The 13620-nt window shown below is 51.2% G+C and carries 8 protein-coding genes; 1 reads left to right on the top strand and 7 read right to left on the bottom strand.

Annotation, left to right across the window (positions count from 1 at the left end; translation table 11 throughout):
- Positions 1-94: 94 nt before the first annotated feature.
- A complete protein-coding gene (locus tag ACO0LG_RS12960) occupies positions 95-1612 on the top strand; it encodes a cryptochrome/photolyase family protein (RefSeq protein ID WP_423026912.1) in 1518 nt (505 codons plus the stop codon).
- A 679-nt stretch (positions 1613-2291) separates the two neighbouring features.
- On the opposite strand, the gene ACO0LG_RS12955 is transcribed toward ACO0LG_RS12960, so the two are convergent.
- The 7 genes from ACO0LG_RS12955 to ACO0LG_RS12925 all read right to left on the bottom strand — a co-directional run bounded on the left by ACO0LG_RS12955 (position 2292) and on the right by ACO0LG_RS12925 (position 13520).
- The gene (locus ACO0LG_RS12955; protein ID WP_423026910.1) at positions 2292-9155 is read right to left on the bottom strand and encodes an Hpt domain-containing protein; all 6864 of its coding nucleotides are present in this window, start codon (positions 9153-9155) and stop codon (positions 2292-2294) included.
- Between the two features lie 67 nt (positions 9156-9222).
- The gene (locus ACO0LG_RS12950; RefSeq protein ID WP_423026908.1) at positions 9223-9381 is read right to left on the bottom strand and encodes a hypothetical protein; all 159 of its coding nucleotides are present in this window, start codon (positions 9379-9381) and stop codon (positions 9223-9225) included.
- A gap of 35 nt (positions 9382-9416) precedes the next feature.
- Entirely contained in the window at positions 9417-11753 is a 2337-nt protein-coding gene (locus ACO0LG_RS12945) for a methyl-accepting chemotaxis protein (protein WP_423026906.1), read from the bottom strand.
- Positions 11754-11811: 58 nt separating this feature from the next.
- On the bottom strand, positions 11812-12396 hold the full coding sequence (locus tag ACO0LG_RS12940; protein WP_232063233.1) for a chemotaxis protein CheW: 585 nt from the start codon (positions 12394-12396) through the stop codon (positions 11812-11814).
- Positions 12397-12453: 57 nt separating this feature from the next.
- Complete coding sequence (locus tag ACO0LG_RS12935) at positions 12454-12819, bottom strand: response regulator transcription factor (protein ID WP_162039914.1); 366 nt, start codon at positions 12817-12819, stop codon at positions 12454-12456.
- 39 nt (positions 12820-12858) lie between these two features.
- Positions 12859-13251: a response regulator gene (locus ACO0LG_RS12930; protein ID WP_110255216.1), complete on the bottom strand. Its 393-nt coding sequence runs from the start codon at positions 13249-13251 to the stop codon at positions 12859-12861.
- 116 nt (positions 13252-13367) lie between these two features.
- A complete protein-coding gene (locus ACO0LG_RS12925; protein ID WP_110255217.1) occupies positions 13368-13520 on the bottom strand; it encodes a rubredoxin in 153 nt (50 codons plus the stop codon).
- Positions 13521-13620: the final 100 nt, after the last annotated feature.

Here is a 13620-nt window from a genome sequence, read left to right as displayed (position 1 = left end):
GCTTCGCCATGGTCACATTTTAGCATTTTTAGCGTGTATTTTCGATGTGTGCTAAGGTGCCACACTGCGTTTTGACCACACTATCAGACAGATCATGCAAGAAAATAAAGCCCATAAAGCCCATAAAGCCCATAAAGCCCATTACCCGCGCTCACTAGTCTGGTTCCGCCGCGACCTGCGAAATTTTGACCATGCTGCCCTGTACCATGCCCTGCGGCAAAGTGACGAGGTCTACTGCGCTTTTATCTTCGATAAAACAATATTAGACAATTTGCCAGAAAATGACAGGCGGCTGGCCTTTATTCATGAAAGTATTCTTGAACTGGATCAAGAATTACAGCAAATGGGCGGTGGTTTGCTGGTGCGTTATGCCCATGCAGAGAACGCCATACCGCAACTGGTGGCTGAGCTTGGGGTGGATATTGTGTTCACCAATCATGATTACGAACCACAGGCAGTGGCCCGTGATGAATCCGTCAGGCAAGAATTATCAAAACGAAATTGTGCATTGCTGAGTTTTAAAGACCAGGTCATTTTTGAAAAGTCAGAAGTCTTGTCGCTGGCGAATGCGCCCTTCTCTGTTTTCACACCCTACAAAAATGCCTGGCTGAAAAAATTCCATGCAGAAGGAAGCGACTTTTATTCGCGCTCTTATCCCATAGAGAAATACGGGCATAAGTTAAGTACCATCTCTGGACAAACCATACCAACGCTGGCAGAAATGGGCTTTGCGCAGGCCGCCGAACGCCGCATGCCCGTTGCCGCGGGCATGTCGGGTGCACGGGGTTTGCTGGAAGACTTTGTGGGCCGCATGAAGCTATATGACCAGTCTCGGGACTTTCCAGCGATCAAGGGACCTTCGTATCTGTCAGTCCATTTACGCTTTGGCACGATATCGATACGGCAACTGGTGCAGGAAGCCATGCGGCAAATACGCATCTCTGCCAATCGCGGTGCAGAAATCTGGTTGTCCGAACTGGTCTGGCGTGACTTTTATTTCATGATCCTGCATCACCACCCGCATGTGGCCAGCCGCTCGTTCAAGCCAGACTACGACGCGATACGATGGGAAACCGGCCCGCAAGCTGACGCCCACTTCGCCGCCTGGTGCGAAGGCCGCACCGGCTACCCCCTGGTCGATGCCGCCATGCTGCAACTGAACCAGACCGGCTACATGCACAACCGCCTGCGCATGGTCACCGCCTGCTTCCTCATCAAAGACCTGGGCATAGACTGGCGCCGCGGCGAAGCCTATTTCGCCGAACACCTCAACGACTTCGACCTCTCCGCCAACAACGGCGGCTGGCAATGGGCATCGTCCTCCGGTTGCGACGCCCAACCCTACTTCCGCATCTTCAACCCCATCACCCAGTCAGAAAAATTCGACACCGAAGGCAAGTTCATCAAACGCTACCTGCCACAACTGGCGAAGCTGGACAAACGCAGTATCCATGCGCCGTGGAAGGTAGCTCCGCTGTTACTGGAGCAGGCCGGGGTGAAGATAGGTAGGGATTATCCATTTCCACTGGTTGAACATGACGTCGCGCGCAAGCAGACTTTGACGCGGTATGCGGTGGTGAAGAAGGTGGCTACGCATGATGAGGATGAGTGAGGAACTGAAGGCTAGGCGAACTAATACGATAGCAATGTGTTGATGTGGTTTTGACGTTGGTTTTGACGTTGGTTTTGACGTTGGTTTTGACGTTGCTGTTGTTGTTGATTTTGAAGTTGCTTTTGACTTTTTGCGGTTTCCCATGTGTAGACGCCATTTGTGCAATACAGAAAATGGAAAGAGAAAGGCCGATGTTTGAGCATAGCGAGTTTTCGGACTTTCCCATTTTTTGTACTGCACAAATGGGAACCCCGCAGGGGCGGCTGCGCCTGGGTCGCCTTTTTGGCTTACCTTTTTGGCGAAGCAAAAAGGTAAGTAGCCGCCGGTCTACCACCGGCCTGCAATCGTAATTCAACACATGTCTGCATTAAAAATCTGTGGCAGAAAAATCCAGTTACTGCGTGCAATGAACGCCGCTGGATTCCAGCCAAAAGCGCGCTGGAATGACGACTTTTAGTGCACGGCCATTCAATCACGATAAATTACAACGGCAAAAAACCAATACCAATAATTTAAAAGTCAGCGTGTAATGCCTCTGACTCCTCTGTATCCCTGTATCCATCTCACACTTTCCCTTCCGGGTTCAGAAAAGTGTAAATTTTAATCAGGACGGGTCACCAAAAACAAAAAAGCAGAGATCACTCTCTGCTTTTTTGACTACGTTAATTCTACAGCCTACTTACACGATCACCGCGGCATCCTTACCCAGGAACCCCATAATCGCCCCCAGCAAATCATCCTCACGATAAGGCTTACCAAAGTACTCATTCACACCGAGTTCTTTCGCATAGTTCCTATGCTTATCCGCAGTACGCGAAGTGATCATGATGATAGGGATATGGCTGGTACGTGAATCACTGCGTACGTTGCGCGTCAGATCGAAGCCATCCATGCGTGGCATTTCGATATCGACCAGCATCACGTCTGGTGTCACCGACTGCAACTGCTCCAGCGCATCAATACCGTCTTTTGCCAGGATGACCTGATAACCCTCACGAGTCAGCAAACGCTGGGTAACGCGGCGTACAGTCAGGGAGTCATCGACTACCATTACTGTATGCTGGGTACGCAAGCCCTGTACTGGCTGGGCTTTGGTTTCAGCCACTGCCGTTGCTGCATGCAGGTTGGCGACAGCACCCATTTCAGGCGTCGCTTCTGCACCCAGTTGCTGCAGGCGTGCATGTTCGTGTTCCATTCGTTGTGCCAGTGGCACAGGGTTCAGGATCAGAACGATTTCACCAGAACCGAGTACGGTCGCGCCAGCAATACCTGTCATACGCGCCAGTTGCGGGCCAATGTTTTTAACAACTACCTCGCGGTTACCCAGAACGTCATCTACGTGAATGGCAACACGCTCGCCACCGCTCTTCATGATCAGCAGCGGGCTGTATTGTTGTGTCATCGGCGTTGCATCGTCCTGACCCAACATGGAGGACAGGTAGTACAAAGTCACGCGCTGACCTTGCCACATGACTGCGCCTTCGTTGTAGGCATTGGCCAGGGCATTGGATTTCAGTTGCTGTACTTGCTCGACCAGAACGGAAGGTACGGCGAAGGTACGGCCACCGGAGCTCAGCAAAACTACCTGCGTTACCGCCAGCGTCAAAGGCAGACGAATAATAAATTCAGCGCCCTTGCCTTCGTTGGTCGTCACTTCTACACGTCCACCCAGCGATGCTGCTTCGGAGCGGACCACATCCATACCAACGCCACGACCGGCGAGTTCGGTGATTTCAGTCGCTGTTGAGAATCCAGGTTCGAAAATCATATTGGCTGTTTCCAGCTCGCCAGGATTATCTTCATTGGAGATCAAACCGACGGACAGCGCTTTTTCGCGGATGCGGGTCAGGTTCAAGCCCTGGCCATCATCGCTGAAGCGAATCACAACTTCATTACCTTCCTGACGGATTTCAATGAGCAATTCACCGGTTTCTTCTTTGCCATGGTTACGCCTTTGTTCACGGCTTTCGATACCGTGGACAATCGCATTACGCAGCAAATGTTCGAAAGGGCCGGCCATTTTTTCCAGAACGCCCCTATCCATCTCTACCGTCGCACCACGGATATCCAAGTTCACGCGTTTGTCGACTTCTTTGGAAGTCTGACGGGTCACGCGATACAGACGCTCGGAAATACTGGCGAAAGGAATCATACGCACGCGCATCAAATCCTGTTGCAAGTCACGAGTCAAACGCGCTTGTACCAGCAAGTCATTGGTTGCGCCGTCGATAGTACGCGTCAAGTTGGTTTGTACGGTGGCCACGTCGCTGACGCTTTCGGCCATCATGCGTGTCAGTTCTTGCAGGCGGGTGAAGCGGTCAAACTCGAGCGGATCAAATTCACGGTCACCCGAAAGTGCCATACGTGAAGTGATCTGGGTTTCTGCCTGAATTTCAACTTCACGCAACTGATCACGCAAACGGTTGACGTTCTCTGTCAACTCGCTGAGGGACGAGCGCAAGGTGCTGACTTCATTTTCGAGACGTGAACGCGAGATGGAAACTTCACCAGCCTGGTTCACCAGGCGGTCAAGAATATCTGCACGTACACGCACCAGCGTCGCTGGCGTATTGGCGGCTACCGCTACTGGTGCGGCTGCTGCCCTGGCCGGTATGGCACGGGTCATGAGCGGCACGACAGGCGTCAGGTTGACCAGTTCATTGATCACTACTGGCGCATCTGTATTGGTCGCAGCCATTTGTTCCTGGAACTGATCCAGTTCTTGTGCGGCAGTCAGTGGTGCATCAGCTTGTACTGGTGTTGCATGCGCTTCTGGATGCAACAGGCGGTCAAACATGTGCATGCTGTGATCATGGCGCGCCAGCAAATCATCCAATAGCGAAACGCGGACTGCACTACCACCATGCATCAGGGTTTCGATGCGTGATTCCATGTCATGGATGTGCTGACCCAGGCCCATGGCACCGGCCATACGTGCACTGCCTTTGATGGTATGCATGATACGGGCAATGGCTTGTGGTGCTGCCATGTCGTCCGGTTTTTCTTGCCAGGTGCGCAGCAACTGACCAACCATAGGCAACAAGTCATTACCTTCTTCTATGAAGACAGGCAACAAGTCCATATCCAGATCATCACGGATCTGCACACTACCGTCACTGACTGGCGCAACATATTCAGGCGCTGCCTGAACGACCGGCGTAAAGCTTGCCGGTGTTGCCGGGATAGCTACTGCTTCCACTATTTCTGGCTCGGCAACAGGCTCTGGCACTTCTACATGCGCAGGCTCAACGACCGGATCAGGCTCAATCGCAGGCGCGTGCTCTACAGCAGGTGCCTGCTCAACAACAGGAGCAAGCTCTGCATGCGTTTCCACCAGATGGATATCATCCATGGCGTCGAGCATGATGGAACCGATGCGGTCAGTAATCGTTTCTGCTGGCGTTTCTGGTTCTGGCAAGCCTGCTGCAATGACAATTTCTGCTTCCAGAGGTGTCTCAACTGCCAACTCTTCCGCAGTTAACATTTCTGTCAAATCTTCGCCCAGAACAGGCAAAGCTTCCAGCACTTCTGCATCATCCAGATTGAATTCTGCGTCAGACAGAGTTTCGGTGACGACCGGTATTTCAACCACATCAATTGCTTCAGTCAGCTCACTGACTTCGATCGCTGGCAACTCTTCTGACAGAGATGTCAGGTCGAGTTTTTCATTCGTGGAAGTGATGAATTCTTCATCTGCACCGGCGTTGGAACGCTCGATGACGACTTGCAGCAAATGTTCAAGCTGACGGATCTCTTCTGGAGCCGATGCGGCCATTTCTGACAAGGCAAACTTTTGCAGCATGCGTTTGGCAGAATCCAGAGAGCGGTCCAGCACGTCGTATTCTGATTCCAGCAATACGACGGGATGACGTTCCAGTCTCTGCAAGACAAATTCCAGGCTATGCGCCAGTTCTTGCAAAGGCTTGAGTCCGACAGTTGCCGAACTACCTGCCAGAGAATGGCTGGCGTGAATCGCATGTGTAGAAACATGGCGATGCGGCTCGTGTCTCCACTCAGCGAAGTCTTGCACCAGGAAACGGACGATTTCATCGGTTTCTGCCATGTAGATGGAATACAGCGGCAGGCTGATTTCTATATCGCCAATGCGTTTGATATTGTCGTCCACACTAGGTGCGGGGATGGACAGATCAGGGAAGTCGATGATTTTTGCCGTGACAATTTCACTGACTTGCGCAACTGGTGCAACTTCAAACACTGTTACGTCTTCTGCATGATGCTCTGTCTCTGCAGGCAAGACTGTTCCAGGCTCATCGCTGGCAATGCTGAGTTCAGGCAACAGACTCTCGGCAGATGCGGCAACAAAATCTGCCAACTCCAGCGCTTCTGAATCTGGCACAGACGAAGCTGCGGCTGGAATGTCAATCGCTTCTATGACTTCTGACAATTCCAGTGACGGTACATTGGCTACAGTTTCGGCCAACACGTCAGGAGAACCATCTTCTGCCTGGGCTGCCGGTACACCTGATACCAGAATTTCTTCCTGTACAGCATCCAACGGCAAATCAGCGACCAGTTCTTCAGCGTCAGGAACTGGCATGTCTTCTGCTGCTACAGCAACTTCCAGAGCACGGTCAAGTGACAGGCTATCTACAGGCGAGCTGGTTTCTGCAACTTGCGCAGGTGTATCCAGTGTCAATTCAGGCAAGTTGGCGAATGCTGGAATCTCGACAGCATTAATCTCGACAACAGCTGGATGCTCAACATGTTCAGTTGTGACGGTAAGCTCAGGTACTGCTGGCACTTCTGCCGCAGCCGGTTCGGCATTCACCAGTTCTACCGGTGTAAATTCAAACGCGTCAAATTCGGAAGCTGCATGCTCAGTTGCTGGAGTAGCAGCCACTTCTTCCACTGCGGGCGTTGCCATGTACCCGATTTCAAAAGCTTCTGCAACTTCGTTAGTTTCAGGCAGGGCAACAGCCTGAATTTCTTCAACAACTGGAGTAGCGACGACTGGTTCAGGCGCAACAACAGGTGCGGCGACTACTTCAGGAATATCCTGATAATCCTCGCCGGCCTTGACACGTTCAGCAGCGGCGATGATCGCTTTGCCTGTCCGTGCGGAAATACCACTTTGTTTCAGCTCACCAACCCATTCAACCATTTCGCGCGCAGTGCGGTCCAACAGGGCATACAGATTTTCATCACCACTACGTGAATCAGACAGCCACAGGTTCATGACCTGTTCTATGCTCCAGGCGGCTTCACCAAACACCATCAGGCCAACCATCCGGCCACTGCCTTTGAGGGTATGGAAAGAACGGCGCAAGCTGGTCAGGTATTCCTGGTTATTGGTATCTTTTCTGGACAACGGCAAGGTGGTCTGGACATACTCCAGCACCTCATCAGCTTCCATGAGGAAGATTTCCAGCAATTCAGCATCAATCGCATCATCACCTTCAGGAATATCCTGAGCCGGTGCGGCAGCAACGGCAGTGTCAACTGTTGGCGTTGTCACTATTTCCTGCAAGGCACCAGAGCCACTTGTGGCATCGGTTGCTGCCAGCAGGGCAATGGCAGACTTCGCACGTTCTGAAGCCGCAGTATCGTCCAGTAAGATAGCCACGGAACGTTCGGATTCCAACGAGCTTTTCAGTTGTGCTTGCAGACCTGCGTCTTCTGGCGCGGCAGCCAGGGATGCTGCCAGGCGGGCAGATTCCTGCTGTTGCTGAGCCAGTTCCTGCTCGGCAGTCTGCAAGATAGCGATCTTGGGTTCCTGACCATGTGCTTCATCGCCAGGCAGATGAATGTCTGCGCTAGGCAGCAATTCCTTGCTTGCCTGGGCTTCGAGCAAATTGGAACGGAACAGGCCGGCTTCTTTGTCGAAGCTGAATTTCTTTTTCGCCGTATCCGGCTGAGAATGCAAAGTTTCAATGAAGAAAGACAGCGCACCTATGTTTTGCGCCACATTTTCATGCGAGGCCGCCTGCGCAACAGGATCTATCGCATCTTCTTCTTTGAAGCTGCTGATCATCCGACGTGTATGCTCGACTGCCGCCATAGCGTCGTCCTGATCCAGCATCGCCAGAGCGCCACCGATCTGGTGCAAATTGCCGTCAATGGGTTTCAGCGTTTCTTTGTCAGCGGGATTGCGGAAATATTCATCCAGCACTTTTTCTATATGACGCAGGCTGGACTGCATTTCAGCAACCAGTACACCCATGGTCTGACGTTGTTGCGCTTCGCGGGAAATTTCACCCATCCAGCTGGCTTGGGTTTGCGGCGTTTCACCGGAAACGACGGACAGCAAACGGGTCGTGATTTCTTCAGCGCGTTCAGCAAAATTGGCTGGCAGGCGTGTGACGTGATCAAGTGCATGCTCAACAAACAGCAGGCTGGTGGCCAGCTCTATGCCCAGCTTGCTGCCATCTGGCGAATGCGCGACACTGCGGGCAATGCCGTTCAGTTCACGCAAGAGTTTTGCCAGTGCTGGCGCATTCAGACCTGCGCCGGTATCGGCCAGGTCAGTCATTTTTTGGGAGAACTTTTCTGCCAGGCCAGTTTCGCCATTGGCTATCCTGCCCCACAGGTTTTTGACTGCTGACAATTGTTCTTTTGCCGCTGTCAGTGCACCTGCCGTGATCTGGCCATAATTCTTTTTGTCGTAATCGAAAGGCACTTTGTCATCAAGCTGGTAAGCCTTGCGTACCCTGGTGACAAAAGGAGAAGGGTTTTCAACCTGGGCCAGGAAGAACAGTGCATCGCGCAACAGGCGCTCCGGGATGGTGCTGACACCTTCTACCAGACGACGAATTTGCAGATTAATGCGGCCAAATATCTGTTTGACATATTGCTGGTTATCGATGGAACCATGGCCTACGGCTTCAACAAAAGCACGCATGACAACCCAGAAAGCCTTGGCTTGCGAGTTGGTCTGGCCATTTTCAATTTCCGCAATCATGTCATGCATGGCTTGCGTAGCAGTGCGTTGCTGTTCTTTGTCCTTGCTGGTCAATACGGTCAGCAAGAGTTTTTCAAAACGCTGGCGCAAGCCGGTATAACTGATGGCCACAGCCTTGCTGCTGACGGCCAGTTCAGGTATCTGCTCTTTGGCGGACAGCGACGGGAAAAACAAGTCCGCCGGATGTATTCTCTCGGCACCTTTGAGTTCTAGCAAGGCGCGGTAGTACGGGAACAGGCGTACTGGCTGATGCAGCGAGCCAGACAGCAAGTCTTCCAGATAGCGCAAGACAGCATGGAAGGCATCAACAATGACTTCAACATTTGCCTGTGTCATTTCAAGCTGGCCGCTTTGCAGGCGCTCGAGCAATTCTTCTATGGTTTCTGTAACGATGGATACGCCATCGATATCAACAATCTGCAAGGCACCATGGGCCTGATGCAGATAGCTTTTTGCATGTAATAAGGTGGTGGGACGGGTTTCAGTGTCCTGGCCAAGTGCGTCCGTCAGCATCTTGCCAGCATTCGTGATTGCTTCCCGCACTTCTCCCATCACCCAGGATAGCGGCCCGATGTCGAACTGCTCCTGTGGGAGATCTGGCGATTTTGATAAATCGGATGTCATGCGTACTCCGCAAACTCAAGGGCAATGAACCTCAGTCCATTGCCGTGCAAATATGATAGGGTTGCAGCTAGTGGACTGTAACAGTGAAAACGTGAGTGAAGGACATCTGCCCGGCCAACCAGGGCAAGGCCAGGCTTCCAACTATACTCAGCAATAGCTTGGCTATCTCGAGTATGTGCAACGCCACCCTGGTCGGCGCGCACATGGCAGACACTTCGTTTTTCACTGTTAAGGTCCACTCTCACAACCGGGGCGTGAAAATCAGGCGGCAACCCGGAACCGTGACACAGAGTTCTTGAGTTCTTCCGCAAGCATGGACAATTCTTTAATGGACACCGCAGTTTGCTGCGTACCATGCTGCGTTTGCTCGGTGATGGTCAAAATGTGCTGAATATTTTGTGCAACGCCGTTGGCTGAGGTAGCTTGTTGTTCCGTCGCCAGCGAGATACCTTGAATCAGTTCCGCGAGACGGTTGGAAACGCTACGGATTTCAGACAGCGCCGTACCGGCCGCATCTGACAGTTTTGCTCCCTCAACCACACCCTGAGTGGATTTTTCCATCGCGGCAACCGCGTCATGGGTATCCGTTTGAATCGTACGAACCAGCGCACCAATCTGCTTGGTCGCTTCAGCTGAACGTTCCGCCAGACGCTGAACCTCTTCCGCAACCACCGAGAAGCCCCGGCCTGCTTCACCGGCTGACGCCGCCTGAATCGCCGCATTCAGCGCCAGTACGTTGGTTTGTTCGGTAATGTCGGAAATCAGTTCAGTGATCTCACCAATCTCTTGTGAAGATTCACCCAGACGTTTAATACGTTTGGAAGTTTCCTGGATTTGTTCGCGAATCTCGTTCATACCCTTGATGGCGTTTTCCACCGCATGGGCACCTTGCTCCGCCGCAGCAACCGATTGACGCGCAACCAGTGCTGACTCATTCGCAGAGCGGGAAACATCGGTAATCTCAGCCGCCATCGTCAGAACAACCTGACCGGCATCAGAAATCTCGCGTGACTGTTGTTCAGACGCTGTCAACAAATCGCTGGAAATATTCTGCGCTTGTGTAGATGCTGAAGTAACCTGTTCTGCCGTTGCCGTAACACGACCTACCAGACCGCGCAACTCTTCCACCGTGTAGTTAACCGAGTCGGCAATCGCGCCTGTGATATCTTCAGAAACCGTCGCTTGCACAGTCAAGTCACCATCCGCAACCTCTTGCAATTCATTCATCAGTCGCAAAATCGCAGCCTGATTCTGATCGTTCGCGGCTTTCGCTTCTTCTTCCTGTTTCTGCGCTTGCATCATTTGTGCCGCAGCTTCAAGACGACGATCATTCGCTTCTTTAGCGCGGTTACGGCTTTCCTGCAACTGAACGAAACCCACGCCTACCGCAGCCAGCAACGCGAAGAAGGCGGAACCCAGCATTACATAGAAGTAGACACTGGTACCATCCTGCTCAGCGGTGTACGTTTTCTGCAATTTGGACAGTTTGTTTTTGAGATCTTCGTTCTCATTAAACACCAGCTGTTCGGATTGTTTTGCAGCGATAAAGTTTTGCAGATTGCCCAAAATGCTGGAAACCCATACCTGATATTCAGAGAAAGTTTTTTGCAGTTCAGTGAGTTTGTCGCGGGTATCGGCATCCTTGGTCGCTGTCAGGCGCAATACATCACTACCTTTCAGGAAACCATCGACCAGATCGCGGAAAGTATTGGTATCCTTACCCAGCAAGAACGCCGTTTCAGGATTAACACCCTCGGAAGTCAGGAATTCATTCGCGCTACGACCCAGACGCTGGGTCAACATGACCAGCTGACCGGCAGCATTAATTTCACGCGCGGAACCACCGCCCTGTACTTTCAGTGTAGAGATTTGTTCCGTCAGTTCCAGCAGGATTGGGGACAGGGCATTCATTTTTTGCAGAGTCTGACCGAACCCCGTCAATTCTTTTTGACGGTTCAGGATCGTTTCCGCAGCCTTGTTGGAGTTATTCCAGGCTTTTTGCGCTTCTTTGACGACAGGTTCCAAAGTAGAGTCAGCACGTTTGACCGAACGGCCCTGGTAGGGACCACCACTCAGCAAAACACCCAGATCGGCATTTAATTCGCCACGGCTGTCCTTGAGTTGTTTAAACGCCTCGACGTTACCCTGAATCGCATTCGGTGCCGCTTTACCGATACGCTGCGAGTGCATCAGCGCCTCACCGGCGATCTGTGCCTGCGTAGACAGCAGCGTCGATTGCTCAGAGTTCAGATACACGGAGACACCACCCAGCAACAGGAAAAATCCCATGGTGTAGAGCAAGAAGTTGGTCTGACGGCGAACTGACATGCCGCCAATAATAGGCAGGCGCATGCCACTGCCTTTTTCCAGAGGGTCACCGATAAAGGTGGCGTCGCCATACGACTCTACTTTAGTAGCAGCTGCTGCCACCGCAGGCGTGGCAGCAGCTGCCTCCTGCTCTGGCGTCAGCATTTTGACGTTGCTTGCTTCTTCAACTTCAACCGAATCAGCATTCCCGAACGACCTTGCCGCAACTTCTGCTCCGTCAATTTCCGGATTTTCTTTATCTTTGGACAAGAACGGTAGATTAAATGCCATTACTAAGTCTCCTAAACGATTGAAAAGCTGTCGGTATTGCTACAGTGCACATACCGACTTAAATACCTATTTGCAAAAAATCCTGGTCTTGTACCAATGTGGCCAGACTAAGCTCAAACCAGATGTTGCCATCCTTATCCCTGTACTTTTTCCTCAACCAGGCCTTGCTTTCAAGCTGATTGTCTTCAAAAGGGATTTCTTCCATTTCTGAAACTGTACGCAAACCCAGAACCTGGGATACCAGCAAACCGCTGTTAAATGCCATGCCGGGAGCAAAAGCAACAATCCGGCATTGTGTATCAAGCTTGGTGTTATCCATGCCCTGGAAACGCGGCAAATCGACGACGCCAGTCAAATTGCCACGGATATTGGATAGCCCTATATACCAGTCGCGTGTCAACGGCACCCGTGTCAGGGTACCGGCAGTGACGATCTCCCCGGATTCTCGCAAATCCAGGAGATAACGTCCCTGTCCTATCATAATGCCCAGCTGGCTGAGTTTCGTATAGCCGCCACGCTGGGCAGCTTGCATGCGTTCAACCAGCTGCGCCTGAAATTCACGCAAACGGGTACGTCGCACGCCCTTTTCAGGTTTGACGACGTCCAGATTTGCTGCAGCAGTTTCACGCACAGTCTGATTCATGAGGCAATCCGAAGATATCTTATTGTTGATGCAAGAATTAATACTTGTCTATACGGATTAACCGAGGGCCGAAATTTTCGCCAGCAATTCTGCCGGATCAATAGGCTTCACCAGGTAATCGCGGGCACCTTGACGCAAGCCCCAGATACGGTCAGTTTCCTGATTTTTGCTGGTGCAAATAATCACAGGAACATCTTGCGTATCAGGATCTTTGGCGATCGCACGGGTAATCTGGAAACCATTTTGTCCAGGCATGACCACGTCCATCAGGATCAGTTGTGGTTTGTCTGCCTTGATTTTTGTCAGGGCTTCTTCGCCGTTTTCAGCTGTTGATACTGAAAAACCATTTTTCACCAATACATCGGTCAGGAAATAGCGTTCTGTTGGAGAATCGTCTACTACCAGAATTTTTTGAATGGCCATCTTGTTTTACCTCACATTAACTAACTTAACTATATAAATCTATGTCGCCGAAGTGTAATTCTTTACCGTTTTCAGCAGACTGTCCTTTGTAAAAGGCTTGGTCAGATACTCATCAGAGCCGACCATTGCGCCACGGGCACGGTCAAATAAACCGTCCTTAGAAGACAACATAATTACCGGTGTATCCCGGAATTTCGCGCTTTTTTTTATCAAAGCGCAAGTTTGATATCCATCCAGCCTAGGCATGAGGATATCGCAAAAAATCAGGTCTGGATGAGAATCATTAATCTTGGCGAGTGCATCGAAGCCATCTTCTGCCAATACTATTTTGTATCCGGCCTGACCAAGGAAAATCTCGGCCGAACGGCGTATGGTGCTGCTATCGTCAATCACCATGATTTTCAAGTTCTCGTTGCCTGTCAACGTTGACATAAAATCATCTCTTCCCGGCAGTATTAAGGTTACATATCACTGTAACAAAAAATCGCACATTTGCGCTTTTTTTCCTTGAATAAACATATTAAGCAACATCAAAATCGATAAATCGATCAGATTGCCACCATTTCGAAGTCTTCTTTGCGTGCACCGCACTCTGGACAAGTCCAATTCATGGGTACATCTTCCCATTTGGTACCAGCCGGAATTCCGTCTTCAGGGGAGCCTTGCTCTTCATCATATACCCAACCGCAAATCAAACACATCCACGCCTTGAAACCACCCTTTTCCGTTACCGTATCAGTCACGACTAAAACCCTTCAATCAAGTAAAATATTGAAACTGCTGCAAATATTCTGTTTGCAA

This window comes from Undibacterium sp. Ji42W (assembly GCF_049340405.1).
In the GTDB taxonomy this organism is placed as follows: domain Bacteria; phylum Pseudomonadota; class Gammaproteobacteria; order Burkholderiales; family Burkholderiaceae_D; genus Undibacterium.
This window is presented reverse-complemented; position numbering and strand designations above follow the sequence as displayed.

What these genes read in the sequence shown, in the direction of transcription:
- ACO0LG_RS12960 (WP_423026912.1), top strand. Translation starts at nt 95, where the DNA reads ATGCAAGAAAATAAAGCCCATAAAGCCCATAAAGCCCATAAAGCCCAT.
- ACO0LG_RS12955 (WP_423026910.1), bottom strand. Translation starts at nt 9,155, where the DNA reads ATGACATCCGATTTATCAAAATCGCCAGATCTCCCACAGGAGCAGTTC.
- ACO0LG_RS12945 (WP_423026906.1), bottom strand. Translation starts at nt 11,753, where the DNA reads ATGGCATTTAATCTACCGTTCTTGTCCAAAGATAAAGAAAATCCGGAA.
- ACO0LG_RS12940 (WP_232063233.1), bottom strand. Translation starts at nt 12,396, where the DNA reads ATGAATCAGACTGTGCGTGAAACTGCTGCAGCAAATCTGGACGTCGTC.
- ACO0LG_RS12935 (WP_162039914.1), bottom strand. Translation starts at nt 12,819, where the DNA reads ATGGCCATTCAAAAAATTCTGGTAGTAGACGATTCTCCAACAGAACGC.
- ACO0LG_RS12930 (WP_110255216.1), bottom strand. Translation starts at nt 13,251, where the DNA reads ATGTCAACGTTGACAGGCAACGAGAACTTGAAAATCATGGTGATTGAC.
- ACO0LG_RS12925 (WP_110255217.1), bottom strand. Translation starts at nt 13,520, where the DNA reads ATGTGTTTGATTTGCGGTTGGGTATATGATGAAGAGCAAGGCTCCCCT.